17 protein-coding genes are annotated in these 19,423 nt (G+C 70.9%); 12 read left to right on the top strand and 5 right to left on the bottom strand.

The genetic code is table 11. The features are described 5' to 3' along the window. Positions 1–28 precede the first annotated feature (28 nt). Genes ABD256_RS32115 through ABD256_RS32105 form a run of 3 tightly spaced genes read right to left on the bottom strand, consistent with a single transcriptional unit; the run spans position 29 to position 2,954 of the window. A complete protein-coding gene (locus ABD256_RS32115; RefSeq protein WP_344427609.1) occupies positions 29–1,852 on the bottom strand; it encodes a right-handed parallel beta-helix repeat-containing protein in 1,824 nt (607 codons plus the stop codon). A 26-nt stretch (positions 1,853–1,878) separates the two neighbouring features. After that, the gene (locus ABD256_RS32110; RefSeq protein WP_344427607.1) at positions 1,879–2,295 is read right to left on the bottom strand and encodes an FAD synthase family protein; all 417 of its coding nucleotides are present in this window, start codon (positions 2,293–2,295) and stop codon (positions 1,879–1,881) included. Next, positions 2,292–2,954 (bottom strand): CDP-alcohol phosphatidyltransferase family protein, encoded by a 663-nt coding sequence (locus ABD256_RS32105; protein ID WP_344427604.1) that lies wholly within the window; start codon positions 2,952–2,954, stop codon positions 2,292–2,294. The genes ABD256_RS32110 and ABD256_RS32105 overlap by 4 nt, the downstream gene beginning before the upstream one ends. Positions 2,955–3,338: 384 nt before the next feature. Between ABD256_RS32105 and ABD256_RS32100 the strand changes: the two genes are divergently transcribed. The 5 genes from ABD256_RS32100 to ABD256_RS32080 all read left to right on the top strand — a co-directional run bounded on the left by ABD256_RS32100 (position 3,339) and on the right by ABD256_RS32080 (position 10,261). Continuing rightward, positions 3,339–4,991, top strand: a complete 1,653-nt coding sequence (locus tag ABD256_RS32100; protein ID WP_344427601.1) for a cell shape-determining protein — start codon at positions 3,339–3,341, stop codon at positions 4,989–4,991. A 2-nt stretch (positions 4,992–4,993) separates the two neighbouring features. Beyond that, entirely contained in the window at positions 4,994–6,283 is a 1,290-nt protein-coding gene (locus ABD256_RS32095; protein ID WP_344427599.1) for an MATE family efflux transporter, read from the top strand. Between the two features lie 95 nt (positions 6,284–6,378). After that, entirely contained in the window at positions 6,379–6,996 is a 618-nt protein-coding gene (locus tag ABD256_RS32090; RefSeq protein ID WP_344427597.1) for a malonic semialdehyde reductase, read from the top strand. A 684-nt stretch (positions 6,997–7,680) separates the two neighbouring features. Beyond that, positions 7,681–9,720, top strand: coding sequence for a threonine--tRNA ligase (gene thrS, locus ABD256_RS32085; protein WP_344427595.1), 2,040 nt, complete (start codon positions 7,681–7,683; stop codon positions 9,718–9,720). After that, positions 9,713–10,261: an HIT family protein gene (locus tag ABD256_RS32080; RefSeq protein ID WP_344427594.1), complete on the top strand. Its 549-nt coding sequence runs from the start codon at positions 9,713–9,715 to the stop codon at positions 10,259–10,261. Before thrS ends, ABD256_RS32080 begins: the two co-directional genes overlap by 8 nt. A gap of 1 nt (position 10,262) precedes the next feature. Here the strand turns inward: ABD256_RS32080 and ABD256_RS32075 are convergent, their stop codons facing one another. Then, a complete protein-coding gene (locus ABD256_RS32075; RefSeq protein ID WP_344427592.1) occupies positions 10,263–10,808 on the bottom strand; it encodes a YceI family protein in 546 nt (181 codons plus the stop codon). Between the two features lie 112 nt (positions 10,809–10,920). Between ABD256_RS32075 and ABD256_RS32070 the strand changes: the two genes are divergently transcribed. From ABD256_RS32070 to ABD256_RS32045, 6 genes are read left to right on the top strand one after another with little or no spacing between them, the layout of a single operon-like run. Continuing rightward, entirely contained in the window at positions 10,921–11,508 is a 588-nt protein-coding gene (locus tag ABD256_RS32070; RefSeq protein ID WP_344427590.1) for a MarR family winged helix-turn-helix transcriptional regulator, read from the top strand. A 38-nt stretch (positions 11,509–11,546) separates the two neighbouring features. Then, the gene (pgsA, locus tag ABD256_RS32065) at positions 11,547–12,182 is read left to right on the top strand and encodes a phosphatidylinositol phosphate synthase (protein WP_344427588.1); all 636 of its coding nucleotides are present in this window, start codon (positions 11,547–11,549) and stop codon (positions 12,180–12,182) included. After that, entirely contained in the window at positions 12,179–13,090 is a 912-nt protein-coding gene (locus ABD256_RS32060; RefSeq protein ID WP_344427585.1) for a phosphatidylinositol mannoside acyltransferase, read from the top strand. Before pgsA ends, ABD256_RS32060 begins: the two co-directional genes overlap by 4 nt. Beyond that, the gene (locus tag ABD256_RS32055; RefSeq protein WP_344427583.1) at positions 13,087–14,235 is read left to right on the top strand and encodes a glycosyltransferase family 4 protein; all 1,149 of its coding nucleotides are present in this window, start codon (positions 13,087–13,089) and stop codon (positions 14,233–14,235) included. Before ABD256_RS32060 ends, ABD256_RS32055 begins: the two co-directional genes overlap by 4 nt. Next, on the top strand, positions 14,232–14,726 hold the full coding sequence (locus tag ABD256_RS32050) for a LemA family protein (RefSeq protein ID WP_344427580.1): 495 nt from the start codon (positions 14,232–14,234) through the stop codon (positions 14,724–14,726). The genes ABD256_RS32055 and ABD256_RS32050 overlap by 4 nt, the downstream gene beginning before the upstream one ends. A gap of 20 nt (positions 14,727–14,746) precedes the next feature. Beyond that, positions 14,747–15,226 carry an XdhC family protein gene (locus ABD256_RS32045; RefSeq protein ID WP_344427577.1) on the top strand — a complete coding sequence of 160 codons (480 nt, stop codon included), beginning with the start codon at positions 14,747–14,749 and terminating at the stop codon, positions 15,224–15,226. Between the two features lie 174 nt (positions 15,227–15,400). Here the strand turns inward: ABD256_RS32045 and ABD256_RS32040 are convergent, their stop codons facing one another. Further along, positions 15,401–17,515: an elongation factor G-like protein EF-G2 gene (locus ABD256_RS32040; protein ID WP_344427575.1), complete on the bottom strand. Its 2,115-nt coding sequence runs from the start codon at positions 17,513–17,515 to the stop codon at positions 15,401–15,403. A gap of 270 nt (positions 17,516–17,785) precedes the next feature. Here ABD256_RS32040 and pdxS point away from each other — a divergent pair, with 270 nt between their 5' ends. Further along, complete coding sequence (gene pdxS / locus ABD256_RS32035; protein ID WP_344427573.1) at positions 17,786–18,697, top strand: pyridoxal 5'-phosphate synthase lyase subunit PdxS; 912 nt, start codon at positions 17,786–17,788, stop codon at positions 18,695–18,697. Positions 18,698–19,423: the final 726 nt, after the last annotated feature.

Below are 19,423 nucleotides of genomic sequence, written 5' to 3'. Positions count from 1 at the left end.
AACTGACGCCGTCGCGCGGGCGCTCCGCTCAGGAGTGCTCGCGCGCGGTGAGCACGCCGATATCGGGGCCGTCGACGGGTTTGACGCCGAGCGCGGCCGCGATGTCGGGCGGCAGCGGCTGCCCCGCGTGGACGCCGGGCACCCCGGGGCGCAGCCGGTAGTCGCCCTTGGCCGGGTCGGCGAACATGGCGGCCGCGGGCGCGGTCTGCAGCGCGTGCGCGTCCTGGCCGGTGGACTTGGTGAACTCGGCGAGCGTGCGGAAGTCCTCTGTCCGGCCCGCGCCGACCGACCAGGTCAGCAGCGTGCCGGTGCCGGGACCGGGGCGCAGGTACGCGTTCCCGTCGCTCCTGGCGACGAAGGCCGCGTTGCCGCTCTGGTCCTCCTTGTAGTCGGCGGACTCCACGAACGGCGTCCCGGAACCGGCCTGCACGAACAGGTTGTTGGCCAGCACGGTGCCGCTGGTCAGCCAGCGCAGCCCCGCCTGCGCGCTGTACGGGTCGACGTCGGGGGAGCGGGGGTCGTTGTAGAGGCCGAGGTCGAGCGCGTTGCGGTCGAAGGTGTTCTGGTGCACGCGAACGCCGTCGGAGCTGGACACCTTGAGGCCGCGCGCCCGGTTCCCCGCCAGCACGTTGCCCGCGATGATCGCGCGCGAGGACACCTCGTAGTACAGGCCGTTGACCGCGTTGGCCCGCGCCACGTTGCGCGCCACGACCGCGTCGGTGCAGCCGAGGTCGCACCACCAGCCGGAGGCGATGTTGTCCTCGAAGACGTTGTCCAGGATCACCGGGCGCTTGGTGTGGGTCACCTTCACCCCGGCCGCGCCGATCGCCTCGCCGGACAGCGCGAACCGCTCCTGGTTGTTGGCGGCGAACCGGCCGCCGGTCACCCGCAGCCCGTCCGCCTTGTTCGCGACGAGCCCGGCGAGCCCGTTGTCCACGAACGACCCGCCGACGACCCGGCCGCCCGGCTGGGAGATCAGCGCGCCGGTGGAAGCAGACCAGGCGAAGGTGGTGTTCTCCAGTGTCACGTCCGGGGCGTTGGCCACGACCATCGCGGCGCGGTTCCCGTAGTCCTGGTTGCTGGCGTACTGCGCGATGCCGACGCCGCGGATGACGCTGCCGCGCGCGCCCTCGCCGTCGAACTGGAGCAGGCGGTCGAACTTCGTGGCCTCGACGGTGCGCCCAGCCGGGTTTTCCCCGAGCACGAGCGCCTTGGCGTCGGTGTCGACGAAGAACGTCCCGGGCCCGGCGTCGTCGGCGTCGTCGACCTGCTTCAGCGGGCGGCCGTCGACGAACACCATGTCGGGCAGCCCGGCCAGCGGGTGCGCGGAGTCGATGATGGCCTTGAGGAAGCACGTGCGGCACAGCTTCGGGTCCCAGCCGTCGTGCCGCCAGCGCCCGCCGTCGGCCTTCCAGCCGCCGACGACCACGGTGCCCTTGAGCCACGCCTTCTCGCCAGGGTAGGGCTGGAGCGTGATCCGCTTCTTCACCATGCCGACCGTCTCGCGGTAGGTGCCGCCGCGGAGCACGATCGTGGAGCCCTGCCGCGCACGGGAGAAGGCAGCGGCGACGGTGCGCAGGGGAGCCGCGACGGTACCCGCCGCGTGATCGTCCCCGCCCGGCGCGACCACGATCGCCCCGTCCGGCACCGGGTAGCCGGTCGCCGTCAGCGGGAGGTCGGTCGCGGTGGCGGTCACCTCGTCGGCGCCGGGGCCGTCGTGGCGCACCCCGGTCAGCAGGGCCGCGACCACCACGCCGGCGACGGCGAGCACCGCGGCGACCAAGCCGAGGGTCCGCCGCGGCGACCGTCTCGGAGGCGGGTCGCCGGACACCGGCGCGTCTTGAGGGGGCACTGGACCTTCCGGGGTGGATCGGCGGGTCAGGAAGGGATCGAGATCAGCTTCCGCAGCGCCGAGCTCGAAGTTTGGATCGTGTAGGGAAAGTAGATCACCTTGGCGCCGACTTCGCCCAGCCGAGCCTCCAGCAGCTTCCCCCGTTCGGTACCGCGCCAGTCGTCACCCTTGAACAGGACGTCGAACCGCAGGTGCTCCCACGCCGCGAACTTGTCCACGTGCGGGTCGGGGACGGCCTCGTCGACGTACCGGACGCTGCGGACGATCTCGATGCGCTCCTCGAACGGCACGATCGGGAGCTTGCCCTTCGCGCGCAGCATCACGTCGTCGCCGACCACCCCCGCGACCAGCCGGTCGCAGTGCTCGCTCGCGCGCCGCAGGATGTTCAGGTGTCCGATGTGGAACATGTCGTAGGCGCCGGGGGCGTATCCGACGATCGTCATGCCGGTCCCTCCTGTCCTGGCCCGTTCTGCCGTGCTAGCCCCCGCGCGTCGCGGTACCACTTCGGCAGCGCGGCGGCGAGGAACGCAGCGTTCGCCGCGAATAGCAGTCCGTACAGCGGTTCGAACACGGCCGGGAAGCCGAGCAGCGCGAAGCCGAGGCACAGCACGCCGTAGTCGGTGGGCACAACGAGCAGGGAGCGGACCGGAGACGGTTTCCCGCCGGGCAGCCGCGCGGCACCGGCCCGGTGCCGGAGCTGTTCGTTCAGGATCAACGCGAAGAACTGCACCGAGGCCACCACGGAGAAGCCGATCGGCACCAGCAGGAACCCCTTCGGCAGATCCGAAAAGCGATATGCCGAGACGAGTACGGACAAATGGAGCGTCGCGATCTTCAGCGCGTCGATCACGTGGTCGAGCCATTCCCCGGCGAGGCTGCCGCCGCCGCGCAGCCGGGCGAGTTGCCCGTCGGCGGCGTCGAAGGCGTACCCGGCGACGAGCGCGAGGCAGACCGCGAACCCGGTGACCGGCACGGGCGGGGCCAGCGCGATGACCGCGATGCCGGTGAAGGTGAACGCCGCGCTGATCGCGCTGACCTGGTTCGGCGTGCGGCCGAGGTGGTAGGCGGCCGCGGCGAGGTACCCGCCTGCCCTCCGGTTCACGAAACGTGAATAAGCGGGCGCGCCTTTCGCGCTCTTCTGGGCGGACGGCAGCCTCTCGAGGGTTTCGGTGAACCGGGTGCCTTTGGCAGGGAAGCTGCTCACCCGGCCCCGCCGGGCCGTCTCACGCTGACGCTGCTGGCGCGCTTGCTCATCGAAGGTTTTCTCACGATTCCTGAAGGTGGGGACACCGTAATCCGGCTGAGGCTATCAGTGCCGGGGCGCCTGGCTCTTCGGCAATTCGGTTACAGTGCCCTCACGAACTGAAAACGGTGTCCTCCAACACTTTCCGCTAACGCCCGGGTGCTCGGCTCGCGGGCGGGCGGTCCACGGGGTGCTGGTATATTCCGCCAGCCACGCTCGGTGAAACGATCGGACACAAGACGTATGGAAGAGCAGCCGTCACCGAAGATCCTCGATGCGCTCTGGCGGTATCGGTGGACTTCACTGGCGATCGTCGCACTGGTCGTGCTGGCCAGTGCGCTGGCCGCGTGGCTGCTGGGGGGTACCAGCAGCGCGGGCGCGCGCATCGTGCTGAAGACGCCGGACAAGGCGGGGATCGTCGGCGTAGACGCGCAGAGCGAAACCGCGTTCGTGCGTTATGTCAACCAGCGCGCGCTCTTCCTCGTCTCGGACCGGGTCCTTTCCGGTGCGAGCGCGAACCTCGCGGGCGCGGTCCCGGTGGACGTCCTCCGCGACGAGGTGGCCGCGAAGGCATCCGACAACGGTGAGTCCATCATGGTCACCGTCAACGCGGGCGACTCCGAGAGTTCGGCTTCGATCGCCGACGCGGTGACGAAGGCGTACCAGGCGGAGTCGAAGGAGGACGTGCGGGCGGCCGAGCAGAAGACGCTCGACACGCTCGCCGCGCGCCGTCGCGACGTGCTCGCCTCCGTCCCCGCCGACAAGGGCGCCGACCCGAACACCCTCGCCGCCGGCCCGACCCTCGGTGATCTGGACAAGCAGGCGACGCAGGCAAGGATCGCCGCCGAGCAGTTCGGCGACGGTGTGTCCTTTGTGGACAAGGCGGTGGCCGACGGGACGAGCGTGCTCGGCACCATCGCCCGCGATCTCGCGATCGGGTTCGTGGTCGGGCTGCTCATCGCGGGCGCCGTGGCATGGGTTCGCGCCGACCGCGACCGCCGCATGCGCGAGGTCGACGACCTGACCGCCGCGACCGGGGAGCCGGTGCTCGCCGAGATCGAGCTGCTCGCCGAGCCGGAAGCCGCCGCGCTGCGCGAAGTCGGCAGCCATCCACTGTGGCCGTACCAGTTCGCCGCGTCGAGCCTGCGGACCTCGGTCGAGCGCGGCGTCGTCGTGGTCACCTCGAGCGCCCCCGGCGACGGCAGCACCACGTCGACCCTGCAGATCGCCACCGCCGCGGCCCGCAGCGGGGCGCGCGTGCTCGTCGTGGACGCCTCGGTCCGCACGCACGGCCTGTCCGACCTGCTCGGCCTGCGCTACGACCCGAAGGGCCTCACCTCGATCGCGGTCGGCGCCTCCCGGATGGACGAGTGCACGCGCGTCGTCGACCTCGGCGACCGCGTCTACCTGTGGGCGATCCCGGCCGGGCAGTACCAGGAGGCCACCCTCGACCACTTCCGCTCCAGCCTGCTGCAGGCCGCGGTCGGAGCTATGCGCTCGGCGTACGACCTGGTGCTCATCGACACCGCGTCACCGTCCAGCGCGCCCGAGGTCACCCCGGTGATCAAGGAGTCCGACGGTGTCGTGGTGGTCGTCCGCCGCGACCGCGAGGCACGGCTGGTGCACCGGCTGCGCGAGCAGATCCGCCTGCTGGGCGGTCAGGTCGCCGGGTACCTGTTCACCTTCGCGCGCCCGCAGCCGGACACCCCGCACCGCGCGGTGTCCGCGCGCTCGCGGCAGCAGCCGATGGCGCAGCAGCCGGGGTCCGGCCCGCAGCAGCGCGGCCAGCAGTCCCCGGCGCAGCAGACGGTGCCCGCCCAGCCCGCTGTGCAAAAGGGACAACAGCCGGTGCAGGCCCAGCCCCTGAAGCAGCAGCAACCCCAAAAGCAACAGTAGCGTTGGCGGGACTCCGGGTACTCCGCGGTTTGCTCGGCAGGCTGGGTGCGCCGGTCCTGTCGCAGGGCATCACGGCCGGCACGAGCCTGCTGCTGCAGGTGCTCGCGGCGCGCGCGCTCGGGCTGGGGGAGTACGGGGCGTTCGCGGTGTACCTGGCCGTGCTCGTCAGCGCCACCGCGCTCTACACCGGCTACGTCGGTGACAGCCTCGCGGTGCTGGACCGCCGTGACCCGCGCATCCGGTCCGCGCTGTCGGCGAGCGCGCTGCTCGGCCTCGCGCTGTGCTTCGCGGTCGGGATCGTCACCTCGCTGATCCTGCGGCACGGCGACTACGTCGCGGCGTTGCTCTACGCCACCATGCTGGTCGGCTGGCTGCTTGAGGAGACCTTCCGCCGGGTGCTGATCGCGCGCCAGGAGTTCTGGAAGCTCGTCTGGAACGACACCGGGTACCTGCTCGGCACCGCCGTCGCGCTCGTGGCCTGGTTCGCCACCGGCGCGCCGGTCACGCTGCCGATGCTGTTCGCCGCGATGGGCGTCGGCACGATCACCGCGATCGTGCTGGGCTTCGCACAGGTGCCGCCGTCGGAGCGCCGCGGCGTCCGGCTGAAGGCGGTGAGGCTCTCGGGGCTCGCCGAGGTCGCGGCGTTCGCGGGCTGGCGGTCTCTGCACGCCACGTTGCGGCCCGCCGCGCAGCTCGCCGCCCGCGTGCTCGTGGCGAATCTGCTGTCGTTCACCGCGGTCGGCATGCTGGAGGCGGGCCGCCTGCTGATCGCGCCGCTTCAGGTCGTCGTCAACGGGGCCGGCGGTTTCCTGCTCGCCGGGTTCGCCGCCGGGGAGCGGAAGGGGCGTGCGGATCACGGCCTCGCCCGCCGCGCCGCGATCCTGCTGACCGGCGCGACCGTGCTCGGCGGCCTGGTGCTGACGGTGTTCGCGCACCCGCTCGGCACGCTGCTGACCGGCCAGCCGGTCGACCCGGTGCTGCTGCTGGGCTGGGTCGCCTACCTCGCGGTCTGGGCGGCCGGACTGCCCTACGTCACCGAGGTGGTGGCGCGCAAGCTCGCGCGCACGGTGTTCACCGTGCGGCTGGCCGACTCCGTCGCGGGGCTCGCGCTGGCGGCGACCGTGCTGGTGCTCGGCGGACCGGTGGCCGCGGTGCCGTGGCTGCTGACCGCGGGCGGGCTGTACTCGGCGTGGCGGCTCGGGCGGATCGCGCTGCGCACGCGCCAGGTTCGTGGTGACGAGAAGACGGTCCGGATCGACCTGGAGGCGACGATGCGGTTCCCGCCCGTGTGACCTGACGCACACGCAGAGGTAGTTGAGAGCGAAATAGTAGAGGGCTCAACTATGTTGGTCATCGGCAGAACGCACGAACCGAAAGGTGCCGATCCATGACCTCGACCACTTCCGTCGACCCTGCTTCGCTCCAGTTGCCCAGCGACGTTCAGGACCTGTTGTTCCGCGAAGCCCGCACCGCCAACACCTTCAGCGACGAGCCGGTGAGCGACGAGCAGGTCAAGGCGATCTACGACCTCGTCAAGTGGGCGCCGACGTCGATGAACACCCAGCCGCTGCGGGCACTGGTCATCCGGTCCGGCGAGGGCAAGGACCGCCTGCTGCCGCACATGGCCGAGGGCAACCGCGCGAAGACCGGCGCCGCCCCGGTCACCGTCGTGCTCGCCGCCGACCCCGACTTCCACGAGAACCTGCCGAAGACCTTCCCGCACAAGCCGGATGCCAAGGACCTCTTCGGCGACGCCGGCGCCCGGCACGAGTTCGCCAGGCTGAACTCGCTGCTGCAGGTCGGCTACTTCATCATCGGCGTCCGGGCCGCCGGGCTCGCCGCGGGCCCGATGACCGGGTTCGACGCCGCGGGCGTCGACGAGGAGTTCTTCGCGGGCAACGGGTGGAAGTCCCTCGTGGTGATCAACGTCGGCAAGCCGGGCGAGAACCCGTGGTTCGACCGCCTGCCCCGCCTCGACTACGACGAGGTCGTCGAAACCGTCTGACCCGTTCGCCGGGGCGCTGTTCATACCTCGAAGGATGTTCCTGCTCCTACTAGAGGTCAAGGCGAGGTTCGCGCCCCGAAGGGGCCCTTGGGGGAATCTGACGCCGCGAAGGCGTCCTTCAGGGCATCAGCAGAGCCATGCCGCTTGCCGCGAGGGGCGAGATTGGGACGTCAGATTCCCTGAAGGCGTCCTTGGGGGCATGGGCTGGTGATTTCGCGGCTCTTTCTCGTTTCCGTGCTGGTGCCCCGAAAGGGGGCCTTCAGAGGCGTGAATGTCGCGGATCTGGCCTTCGCGGGGCCTGCCCTGCTCCGGGCCTCGTGCGCTGAAGGGGCCCTTGAGGGAATCTGACGCCGCGAAGGCGTCCTTCAAGGCATCAGCAGAACCATGCCCCGCCCCGCGAGGGGCGAGATTGAGGCGTCAGATGCCTCGAAGGCCACCATCACGGCATGAACAGCCGCTGGGAATGTGGCGTCAGAGGTCCTGAAGGGCACCTTCAGGGGCGACGCGCACGCTCCCCGGAAAGCCTGCGCCTTCGCCACTGATCACGCCGGAGCCATCGCGACCCGCGCACCCCGGGAATCGGCGCCGGACGGGCGACGGGGGAATGCGGTCGAAGTGCCGGGCTGGTGGCGGCTAGCATTCACCGGGTCAACAGTTCGTGATCTCGTGCTCTAGGAGCCCATCGTGTCCCTCTCGCCCGCATCCGCAGCCGTGCCCGCCCCGCGCGTGGTGGTGCCAGCGGGGACTACGGCGAGTGCCGCGGTACGGGCCGCGGACCTGCCGGGCAAGGGCCCGGACGCGATCGTCGTGGTCCGCGACGCCGAGGGCAACCTGCGCGATCTGGCGTGGAGCCCCGAGGCCGACACCGAGGTCGAGGCCGTCGCCGCGAACACCGAGGACGGGCGCGGTGTGATCCGCCATTCGGCGGCGCACGTGCTGGCCCAGGCCGTCCAGCAGCAGTTCCCCGAGGCGAAGCTCGGGATCGGCCCGCCGGTGCGGGACGGCTTCTACTACGACTTCGCCGTGGACACCCCGTTCACCCCGGAGGACCTGCAGGCGCTGGAAAAGCGCATGAAGCAGATCATCAAGGGCTCGCAGCAGTTCTCGCGGCGGGTGCTCGGATCGGTGGAGGCGGCCAAGGAGGAGCTGGCGGGCGAGCCGTTCAAGCTCGAACTGGTCGACCTCAAGTCCGAATTAGACACTGCGGACACCGCGGAGGTGATGGAGGTCGGCGCTGGCGAGCTCACCAGCTACGACAACCTCGACCCGCGCACCAAGGAGCGCGTGTGGAGCGACCTCTGCCGTGGCCCGCACGTGCCGACCACCAAATACATCCCGGCGTTCAAGCTCACCCGCGTCGCCGCCGCGTACTGGCGCGGCAACGAGAACAACCCGCAGCTGCAGCGGATCTACGGCACCGCGTGGGAGTCGGCCGAGGCGCAGGACGCCTACCTGGAGCGGCTCGCCGAGGCGGAGCGGCGCGATCACCGCAAGCTCGGCGCCGAGCTGGACCTGTTCTCCTTCCCCGAGGAGATCGGCTCCGGGCTGCCGGTGTTCCACCCCAAGGGCGGCATCGTCCGGCGCGAGCTGGAGAACTACTCGCGCCGCCGCCACGAGGACGCGGACTACGAGTTCGTGAACACCCCGCACATCAGCAAGGCGGGGCTGTTCTACACCTCCGGGCACCTGCCGTACTACGCGGACACCATGTTCCCGCCGGTGCGGTTCGAGGAGGAGGACTACTACCTCAAGGCCATGAACTGCCCGATGCACCACCTGATCTTCCGCTCGCGCGGGCGGTCCTACCGCGAGCTGCCGCTGCGGCTGTTCGAGTTCGGCGCGGTGTACCGGTACGAGAAGTCGGGCGTCGTGCACGGTCTCACCCGCGTGCGCGGGCTGACCATGGACGACTCGCACATCTACTGCACCCCGGAGCAGGCGCCGGGTGAGCTGCGGTCGCTGCTGAACTTCGTGCTGGACCTGCTCGCCGACTACGGTCTCTCCGACTTCTACCTCGAACTGTCCACTCGCGACGATTCGCCGAAGTTCATCGGCGAGGACTGGCAGTGGGACGAGGCGACCGAGACGCTGCGCCAGGCCGCGCTCGACTCCGGCCTCGAACTGGTGCCCGACCCCGGCGGCGCCGCCTACTACGGGCCGAAGATCTCGGTGCAGGCCCGGGACGCGATCGGCAGGTCGTGGCAGATGTCGACGATCCAGCTCGACTTCAACCACCCCAAGCGGTTCGAGCTCGCCTACACCGCGCCGGACGGCTCGCGCCAGCAGCCGGTGGTCATCCACCGCGCGCTGTTCGGCTCGATCGAACGGTTCTTCGGCGTGCTGACCGAGCACTACGCCGGCGCTTTCCCGGCGTGGCTGGCGCCGGTGCAGGCGGTCGGCATCCCGATCACCGCGGACCAGGTCGACTACCTGCGTGGCGTGGAGAAGGCGTTGCGGGACAAGGGGATCAGGGTCGAGATCGACGCGAGCGACGACCGCATGCAGAAGAAGATCCGCACCCACACCACGCAGAAGGTGCCGTTCATGCTGCTGGCGGGGGCGAAGGACGCGGACGCGGGCGCGGTGTCATTCCGCTTCCGCGACGGCGGGCAGATCAACGGGGTACCGGTGACCGCCGCCGTGGACGCGATCGCCGGCTGGGTGCAGCGGCGCGAGAACGCGTCACCGACCGCGGCGGCGCTGGAGGCCGTTCTCGGTGAGTGACCAGGAGTTCGTGGCGCAGGACGGGGTCGGGGTCCAGGACGCGTTGCAGCGGCTGTGGACTCCGCACCGCCTCGCCTACGTGCAGGGCGCGGACAAGGCGGACGGGGACGAGCCGCAGGGCTGCCCGTTCTGCCGCCTCGTCGAGCGCGACGACGCCGAAGCGCTCATCCTGGCGCGGGGCAAGCTCGTCTACGCGGTGCTGAACCTGTACCCGTACAACCCGGGCCACCTGATGGCGGTGCCGTACCGGCACGTCGCGGACTACCCCGACCTGACACCGGAGGAGACGGTCGAACTCGCCGAGTTCACCCAGCGGGCGATGACCGTGGTGCGCGCGGTGTCCGGCGCGCACGGGTTCAACATCGGCATGAACCAGGGCGTGATCGCCGGCGCGGGCATCGCCGCCCACCTGCACCAGCACGTGGTGCCGAGATGGGGCGGCGACGCCAACTTCATGCCGGTCGTCGGCCACACCAAGGTGTTGCCGCAGCTGCTCGGCCAGACCCGCGAGCTCCTCGCGGGCGCCTGGCACGAGCGCTGACTCAGGCCTTCGCGGCCTGCAGTTCGATCTCGATCTTGACCTTCTCGCTCAGGAAGGCGTTGCCCTCCGGGCCGACGCCGAAGTCGCGGCGGTTGACCGTGGTCTCCGCCGAGACGCCGAGGGTGTCGGTGTTGTTGTTCGCCGGGTTCGGGTTCACGCCGTTGAACTCGGCGTTGAGCGAAACCGGGACGGTGGCGCCGCGCCAGGTCAGCTCGCCGTCGATGACGTAGTCGCCGTCGTCCTCGCGGATGCCGGTCGAGCGGAAGGTGATGGTCGGGTGGTTCTCGATGTCGAAGAAGTCGGCCGCGCGCAGGTGCTCGTCGCGCTGCGTGTTGCCGCTGGCGACCGAGGCGGCGTCGATCTCGACGGTCACCTTCGAGTCGAGGATGTTCTCGGCGGTGACGACCTCACCGGAGAAGGCGGTGAAGTTGCCGCGGGACTTGGCGATCCCGAGGTGCTTGACGCTGTAGGCGACGTCGGAGTGCACCGGGTCGACGGTCCAGGTCGAGGCGACGTACCCGGGGAGACTGGTGGTGGACGTGCTCATGTGTTCGTGCTCCTGCTTCGATCGGCATGAATCGGGTTACCGGGCGTTCACTTGATTGAGCCCTCAACAAACACTGTAGCGCAGTTTAGTTGAGGGCTCAACCAGGGGTACTATGGGTCGCATGCCGGAATCTCCCCGATGGCTCAGCGACCACGAACAGCGCGTGTGGCGCGACTTCTCGGCCGCCTTCGACATGTTCCGCGCGCATGTCGAAGGCCAGCTCCAGCACGAGTCCGGGATGCCGCACACCTACTACGAAGTGCTCGTCAAGCTCTCGGAAGCGCCGAGCCACACGCTGCGGATGAGCGAGCTCGCCGAGGCTTCGCGCTCGTCGCGGAGCCGCCTTTCACACGCCGTGGCCAGACTCGAAGCCAACGGGTGGGTCCGGCGCGAGTCGTGCCCCACCGACAAGCGCGGCGCATGGGCCACGCTCACCGCCGAGGGGGTCGCGGTGCTCGAAGCGGCCGCGCCTGGGCACGTCGAGGCCGTCCGGCAGGGCCTGTTCGACGCGCTCACCCCCGAGCAGGTCACGGCGCTGGGGGAGATCAGCGCGGCGATCCTCGGCCAGCTCACGCCGCGGTGCGCGGCGGCGAAGGCAGCCGAGGAGGAGGCCTGCGCGAAGGCCGGAGAATGCGAGGTCGACGAAGTCCCCGGCGCGCCGGGGACAGTGCGCAACGGGATGCGGAGTGCCGCCTTATAGGCTTCGGACGCCCCGTCCGCTCATCTTCGCCAGGACCGATGCTCAACATCTTCGCGCGCGCCTCCGTTTCCCGCGTCACCGATCCGATCGGTGCCGCACTGCTGCGCGCTGGGCTCACCCCGAACGCGATGACGGTTCTGGGCACCGCGGGCGCGATCGCGTGCGCGCTGGTGTTCTTCCCCAACGGCTGGCTGCTCACCGGCACCTTCACCGTGTGGGGCTTCGCGATGCTCGACCTGCTCGACGGCGCGATCGCCAGGGCGAGGGGGCACGGCACGCCGTTCGGGGCGGTGCTGGACGCCACCTGTGACCGGCTGGTCGACGGCGCGCTGTTCGCCGCGATCGCCTGGTGGTGCTTCGTGCACGACCAGAACCACCCCGCGGCGGCCGCCGCGCTGATCTGCCTGGTGCTGGCCCAGGTCATCTCGTACGTGAAGGCGCGCGCCGAGGCGTCCGGCCTCGAAGCGGACGGCGGCCTCGTCGAACGCGCGGAACGGCTCATCATCGCGCTCGTCGGCACCGGTCTGCACGGGTTCGGCGTGCCGTACACGGTCGACGTGTCCCTGTGGCTGCTCGCTGCGCTGTCGGTGATCACCTTGCTGCAACGCCTGCTCGCGGTGGCCAAGACGGCGCGGGAACGCACCGAGGGGCGAGGGGAGGGGGGAAGTCCATGAGTGGTCTGTCCGAACGCGCGACCGACCTCGGCTATGCCGCGGGCTGGCGGCTGAGCCGGTTCGTGCCCGCGTCCGCGTTCTCGCTCGGCGCCGACATCGCGGCACGCCGGGGGGGAGCGGGGGTGCAGCAGCTTCGCCGCAACCTCGCGCGGGTCGTCCCGCAGGCGGACGACACCGAACTGGACGACCTCACCCGCCGGTCGCTGCGCTCCTACGCCCGGTACTGGCACGAGGCGTTCCGGCTGCCGTCGATGGACCTGAAGAAGGTCGCCGACAACGTGTGGCAGACCATCAGCGGGGTCGAAAACCTCGACGCGGCGCTCGCCGAGGGCAACGGCGCGGTGCTCGCGCTCGCCCACACCGGCAACTGGGACATCGCGGGCGTCTGGCTCAACTCCCATTCCGGCCGCTTCACCACCGTGGTGGAGCGGTTGAAGCCGGAGTCGCTGTACCGGCGGTTCGTCGCCTACCGCGAATCGCTCGGGTTCGAGATCGTGCCGCTCACCGGGTCCAGCGCGGCGTTCCGCCTGCTGTTGCAGCGGTTGCGGGAGAACAAGGTCGTCTGCCTGCTCAGCGATCGCGACCTCACCCCGGGCGGGCTCGAGGTCAGCTTCTTCGGGGAGCAGACCAAGATGGCGCCCGGCCCGGCCAGGCTCGCGGCCACCACCGGCGCGGCGCTCATCCCGGTCGGCTGCTGGTACACCGAGGACGGCTGGCAGATCCGGCTGCACCCCCGGATCAGGGTCACCCACCGCACCGAGGTTCCCGCGGCCACGCAGGCGTTGGCCGACGTCTTCGCGGGCGACATCGCCGCGCACCCCACCGACTGGCACATGCTGCAGAAGTTCTGGCTCTCGGACTTCGCCGAATCCGAGCACGCCCGCCTCGAAGAGGCGGAAGGCGCATGAAGATCGGGATCGTCTGCCCGTATTCGCTCGACGTCCCCGGTGGTGTGCAGGGCCACGTGATGGACCTGGCGAAGGCGCTGCTCGCGCGCGGGCACGAGGTCTCGGTGCTGGCGCCCGCCGACGAGGGCGCGGACCTCCCGCCGTTCGTGCACCCGGCGGGCAAGGCGCTCGGCATCCCGTACAACGGTTCGGTGGCGCGCCTGCAGTTCGGCCCGGTCTCCTACGCGCGCGTGCGGCGATGGCTGCGCGAGAACGCCTTCGACGTGCTGCATCTGCACGAGCCCACCGCCCCCAGCCTCTCCATGCTCGCCCTCAAGGTCGCCGACGGTCCGATCGTGGCGACCTTTCACACGTCCACGCCGCGTTCGCGGACGCTCTCGGCGTTCCAGCCGGTGCTGCGGCCGCTGCTGGAGAAGATCACCGCCAGGATCGCGGTGTCCGCGCTCGCCCGCCGCGTCCAGGTGGAACACGCCGGCGGCGACGCCGTGGAGGTCCCGAACGGCGTCGACGTCGAGTTCTTCTCCCGCGCCACGCCGCTCGACGGGTACCCGAGGGCGGGCGGCACGATCGGGTTCGTCGGCCGGTTCACCGAGCCGCGCAAGGGCATGGGCGTGCTGCTGGCCGCGTCTCGCCGGATCCTGCCGGACTTCCCGGACCTGCGCCTGCTCGTGGTCGGCCGCGGTGACGGTGACGCACTGAGGCGGGAAGCGGGCCCGGAACTCGCGCCGAGGATCGAACTGCTCGGCCAGGCCGACGACGCGACCAAGGCGCGCGCGCTGCGCAGCGTCGACGTGTACTGCGCGCCGAACACCGGCGGCGAGAGCTTCGGCATGATCCTGACCGAGGCGATGGCCGCGGGCACGCCGGTGCTCGCGAGCGCGCTCGATTCGTTCCGGCGGGTCCTCGACGACGGGCGTGCCGGGATGCTCGCGCCGACCGGGGACCCGGCGGCGCTGGCCGAGGCGCTCGCGGATCTGCTCAGCGACCCCACGAGGCGCGCGTCGCTCGCGGCAGCGGCGGGGGAGCGGGTCGCGATGTTCGACTGGCAGGTCGTGGCGACGCAGGTGCTGCGCGTCTACGAGACCGCGGTGGCGGCCGATCCGCGCCGGGTGAGCGCGGGCGACCAGCCGGAAGCCGCGCGGTGACCGGGTTCGCGCTCGTCGTCGCGCTCGTCGCGCTGCTGGTGGTGCTCGGAGGGCTGTTCCTCGTCGCGACGGCGAACCGGCTCGATCGCCTGCACATCCGCACCGATGCCGGGTGGGCCGCGCTCGATGCCGCGCTGGCCCGTCGCGCCGTGGTCGCCCGCGCGGTCGCCGCGGGCGCGTTGACGGGCGAGGAGGCGTCGACGCTGATCGCGGTCGCCGAAACCGCCGAACACGCCACGCGCGGCGAGCGGGAGGCGGAGGAGAACGAGCTGACCCGCCTGCTCGCGCGCGTCCGGCGCGAAGACCTGCCGAAACCGCTCACCGACGAGCTGACCGACGCCGAGCACCGCGTGGTGATCGCGCGCCGGGTGCACAACGACGCGGTGCGGGACACGCTCGCGTTGCGGCGGCGGCGCAAGGTCCGCTACTTCCGGCTCGCGGGCACCGCGCCGCAGCCGGAGTACTTCGAGATCGCCGAACCCGAGGTCTGAGCTGGTGGCAGACTGCGGGCATGACCGACCCCTGCGCCGTCGCCCACGGTGAATCCGCGCCGCCCGAGGCAGGCCGCGTGCTCGTCGCGGTCTTCGACTCCCCGGTCGCGGAGTACCTGCTCCGCTACGGCGAGGATCTGGGCTACGAAACGATCCTCGTCGACCCGGCGGGCGAAACCACCGCGATCCCCGCGCTCGACGAGCGCGCCGACGTCGTCGTCACGAATCACCACCGCCCGGAGCTGGGCGCCCAGCTCCAGGCCGCGCTGGCGCAGCCCGCGCGCTGGATCGGCGTGCTCGGTAACCCGCGTCATCCGGGGCCGCACGTGGAGGCACTGCGGGCGCTCGGCGTGCCGGACGAGGAGATCGCGCGGGTGCACCGGCCGGTGGGGCTGAACATCGGCTCGCGCACACCGCCCGAGATCGCGATCGCGACGCTGGCGGGGCTGCTCGCGGACCGCAACGACAGGCCGGGCGGCTTCGCATTCCCCGCGCCCTGACGAGCGCGACCGCCGGGAATCGGGCGAACGGATCCCTTCGCGGCTAAGGGGAGCCCTTGATTCAACACTACCGCGAGCCACCGACAGTTTTCGCTTCGCGCTGCGGATCATGTTGCGGCTTGTGTTGCGGCACAGGGGTTTCCGGTGCCACCGCGCCGGAAACCCCTGTGCGGGCTAGAGGCGTACCCCCTCCGGGAGCGGTTCGAAGCGGGCGTGGTGCCGGGTGAAGGTCGCGGTGCCCGAGGTGAGCGAGCGCAGGTCGATCGCGTAGCGCAGCAACTCGGTCGCGGGAACCTCCGCCTTGACGACACTGCGCCCTTCGGCGACGGCCTCGGTGCCGAGAACCCGGCCGCGGCGCGAGGAAAGGTCGCCGAGCACGGTGCCGAGGTGCTCGTCCGGCGCGATGACCACGACCTCGTCCAGCGGTTCGAGCAGGCGGATCCGCCCGTTCGACGCGGCGTCCTTCAGCGCCATCGAGCCCGCGGTCTGGAACGCCGCGTCCGACGAGTCGACGCTGTGCGCCTTGCCGTCCACGAGCGTGACCCGCACGTCCACCACCGGGTGCCCGTCGGCGAGCCCGCGCGCGAGCTGGGCGCGCACGCCCTTCTCCACGCTCGGGATGAACTGGTGCGGCACCGCGCCGCCGACCACCTTGTCCACGAACTCGAAACCGGCGCCGCGTTCGAGGGGGGCGACCTCGATGTCGCACACCGCGTACTGGCCGTGGCCGCCGGACTGCTTGACATGCCGCCCGTGCCCCTTCGCCGGACCGGCGAAGGTTTCCCGCAGCGAGATCCGCACCGGCTCGGTGTCGATGTCCGCGCCGCCCGCTCGCAGCCGGGACAGCACGACGTCGGCGTGCGCTTCGCCCATGCACCACAGCACGAGCTGGCTGGTTTCGGCGTTGCGCTCAAGCCGCAGCGTCGGATCGCCCGCGACGAGCCGGGCCAGGTTGCGCGCGAGCGTGTCCTCGTCACTGCGCGACTTCGCGATGACGGCGACCGGGAGCAACGGCTCCGGCATCGTCCACGGGCGCATCAGGATCGGATCCTCCGGTGAGGACACCGTGTCGCCGGTCTCCGCCGAGCTGATCTTCGTCAGCGCGCACAGATCGCCTGCCACGCAATGGGAAACCTCGCGGAGGTTCGCGCCGAGCGGCGAGTAGAGGTGTGCCACGCGCTCGTCGGCGTCGTGGTCCTCGTGGCCGCGTTCGGCCAGGCCGTGCCCCGAAACGTGCACGGGGCGTTCCGGCCGCAGCGTGCCGGAGAAGACCCGCACCAGCGAAACCCTGCCGACGTAGGAATCCGCCGCGGTGCGGACGACCTCCGCGACGAGCGGCCCGTCCGGATCGGCCTTCACCGGGGCGTGCGCCGAGCCGTCGGGGGCGGTGACCTCGGGCAGCGGATGTTCCAGCGGGGACGGGAAAGCGCGCGCCATGCCGTCGAGCACTTCGGTGAGCCCGACGCCGGTGGTCGCGCACACCGGGAGCACCGGGTGGAAGCTGCCGCGGGCGACGGCGGTTTCGAGATCCGAGATGAGCGTGGCCTCGGAAATGTCCTCGCCCGCGAGGTACCGGTCCATCAGGGTCTCGTCCTCGCTCTCGGCGATGATCCCTTCGATCAACTCGTCGCGCGCGGTGGCGATCCGGTCGAGATCGGCGGCGTCGGGTTCGGTGACGGTGGCGGGCAGCCCGTTCGAATAGTCGTAGTAGCGACGGGTGATCAGGCCGATGAGCCCCACCTTCCCGCCGCCCGCGGGCAGGTAGAGCGGGAGCACGCCCGCGCCGAAAGCCTCTTGGCAGGCGGCGATTTCCGCCTCGGCGTCGGCGCGCGCGTGATCGAGCCTGGCGATCACCACCGCCCGCGGCATGCCCACCGCGGCGCATTCGGCCCACACCGCGGTCGTGGCGGCGTCCACGCCCTCGGCGGCGCACACCACGAACAGCGCCGCGTCCGCCGCGCGCAGCCCGGCGCGCAGTTCGCCGACGAAGTCCGCGTACCCGGGGGTGTCGATGAGGTTGATCTTGACGTCACCGTGCAGCAGCGGTGCCACCGAAAGCCCGACGGAGCGCTGCTGGCGCACCGCCGCGGGGTCGTGGTCGCACACGGTCGTGCCCTCGACGACCGAGCCCGCCCTCGTCACCGTCCCGGACGCGGCGAGCAGCGCCTCGGTCAGCGTGGTCTTGCCCGAGCCCGACGGCCCGACCAGTACCACGTTGCGGACCTTGCCAGGGTCGTCGACAGCGACCGCGGCCCCGGACTCGGTGCTCCTCGCCTGTTTGTCGGCCATGAAGGCTCCTCGGCTCGGCGGGGGTGACCCCGCGAGTTCGCGCGCGTCCGTGGCTTGTTCGATGGCGCGTCCACCGTCGACGAGCGCCTTGTGTCCCCGATCACACACCCGTCACCCGGTGCGGGCAAGACCGGGCACGCGGTCGCACCCCCTCGGACGAGAACTGACGAGAAGTGGACTGCCGAGATCGGCTCGTACTGGCCTGCGTCACCGGTCCAAAGCCGACGTAGCATCGAATTGTCCGCAGTTCTTCCCAGAAAGGCCCTTGCCGTGTCTGACGCCCAGCCCACCGCAACCCCCGCCGCGACCGGCACCGCCCGCGTCAAGCGCGGGATGGCCGAGATGCTCAAGGGCGGGGTGATCATGGACGTGGTCACCGCCGAACAGGCGAAGATCGCCGAAGACGCCGGAGCCGTCGCGGTGATGGCGCTCGAGCGCGTACCGGCCGACATCAGGGCGCAGGGCGGCGTCGCCAGGATGAGCGACCCCGACCTGATCGACGGCATCATCGAGACCGTCTCCATCCCCGTGATGGCGAAGGCGCGCATCGGGCACTTCGTCGAGGCGCAGGTGCTCCAGTCGCTCGGGGTGGACTACGTCGACGAGTCCGAGGTGCTCACCCCGGCCGACTACGCCAACCACATCGACAAGTGGGCGTTCACCGTGCCGTTCGTGTGCGGCGCGACGAACCTCGGCGAAGCGCTCCGCCGCATCAACGAGGGCGCCGCGATGATCCGGTCGAAGGGCGAGGCCGGCACCGGCGACGTCTCGAACGCGACCACGCACATGCGGCAGATCCGGGCCGAGATCCGGCGCCTCACGTCCCTGCCCGAAGACGAGCTTTTCGTTGCGGCAAAAGAACTTCAGGCGCCCTACGACCTCGTCAAGGAGGTTGCGGAGAAGGGCAAGCTCCCGGTCGTGCTGTTCACCGCGGGCGGGATCGCGACCCCGGCCGACGCCGCGATGATGATGCAGCTCGGCGCCGAAGGCGTGTTCGTCGGCTCCGGCATCTTCAAGTCCGGCAACCCCGCGGAGCGCGCCGCGGCGATCGTCAAGGCGACCACTTTCCACGACGACCCCGATGTGCTCGCGAAGGTCTCGCGCGGGCTGGGCGAGGCCATGGTCGGCATCAACGTCGACGACGTCCCCGAGCCGCACCGCCTCGCCGAACGCGGCTGGTGATTTCCGCTCCGCCGCCCCGGCCCCGAAGGATGCTCCTGTAGCGGTCAAGGCGAGGTCCGCCGCGCATGCCCCGAAGGTGCCCTTCGGGGCATGCGATGCCGTGAGGGTCACCTTCAGGGCAAGCGGCAGGAAGCGCTGAGCCGGAGCGGGCGATCGGGGTCGCGCGAGGTGAGCGATGCGGCGGAGCGGGCGATCGGGCGGAGCAGCGCGACTCCGCCGAGTCCCCGAAGGGGCCCTTCAGGGAATCCAACGCCGCGAACTCGTCCCTCACGGCAAGCTGCATTGCCAGCCCATGCCCCGAAGGTGCCCCTCACGGCGAGTCGACATCGCCACGCACACGCCCGAGGGGGGCCTTGGGGGAATCTGGCGCCGCGAAGGCTGCCTTCGGGGCATGGGTGTCGCGGTGGCGGATGCCGCGAGGGGCGGGATTGTGGCGTCAGATGCCCCGAAGGCGTCCTTCAGTCATCTGTGTCCCCTGGCGGGGACGTCCCTGCCAGAGGTGAAAATGGGGGCGCGCGCCTCCGCTGGAGGGGCCATCTTGCTGCGCCCCGGCGAATCTGCTTATTTACGAGCCAGGGCATGTGCGTGGCCGTGTCGTAGGCCGCCGAGGCGTCCTTCAGGGAACGTACCGGGCTTCCCAAGCTCACCCCTCTTCCCTGCTGCCACGCACACGCCCCGAAGGGGGCCTTGGGGGAATCTGGCGCCGCGAAGGCCGCCTTCGGGGCA

Source organism: Amycolatopsis minnesotensis, from assembly GCF_039529815.1.
GTDB lineage: Bacteria > Actinomycetota > Actinomycetes > Mycobacteriales > Pseudonocardiaceae > Amycolatopsis > Amycolatopsis minnesotensis.
Note: the sequence above shows the minus strand (reverse complement) of the source record. Positions and strands in the feature narration are given on the sequence as shown.

Coding starts and splice junctions, on each gene's coding strand:
- ABD256_RS32045 (WP_344427577.1), top strand. CDS start 14,747: ATGACCGACCCCTGCGCCGTCGCCCACGGTGAATCCGCGCCGCCCGAG.
- ABD256_RS32110 (WP_344427607.1), bottom strand. CDS start 2,295: ATGACGATCGTCGGATACGCCCCCGGCGCCTACGACATGTTCCACATC.
- pgsA (WP_344427588.1), top strand. CDS start 11,547: ATGCTCAACATCTTCGCGCGCGCCTCCGTTTCCCGCGTCACCGATCCG.
- ABD256_RS32040 (WP_344427575.1), bottom strand. CDS start 17,515: ATGGCCGACAAACAGGCGAGGAGCACCGAGTCCGGGGCCGCGGTCGCT.
- ABD256_RS32055 (WP_344427583.1), top strand. CDS start 13,087: ATGAAGATCGGGATCGTCTGCCCGTATTCGCTCGACGTCCCCGGTGGT.
- ABD256_RS32075 (WP_344427592.1), bottom strand. CDS start 10,808: ATGAGCACGTCCACCACCAGTCTCCCCGGGTACGTCGCCTCGACCTGG.
- ABD256_RS32070 (WP_344427590.1), top strand. CDS start 10,921: ATGGGTCGCATGCCGGAATCTCCCCGATGGCTCAGCGACCACGAACAG.
- ABD256_RS32100 (WP_344427601.1), top strand. CDS start 3,339: ATGGAAGAGCAGCCGTCACCGAAGATCCTCGATGCGCTCTGGCGGTAT.
- ABD256_RS32060 (WP_344427585.1), top strand. CDS start 12,179: ATGAGTGGTCTGTCCGAACGCGCGACCGACCTCGGCTATGCCGCGGGC.
- ABD256_RS32090 (WP_344427597.1), top strand. CDS start 6,379: ATGACCTCGACCACTTCCGTCGACCCTGCTTCGCTCCAGTTGCCCAGC.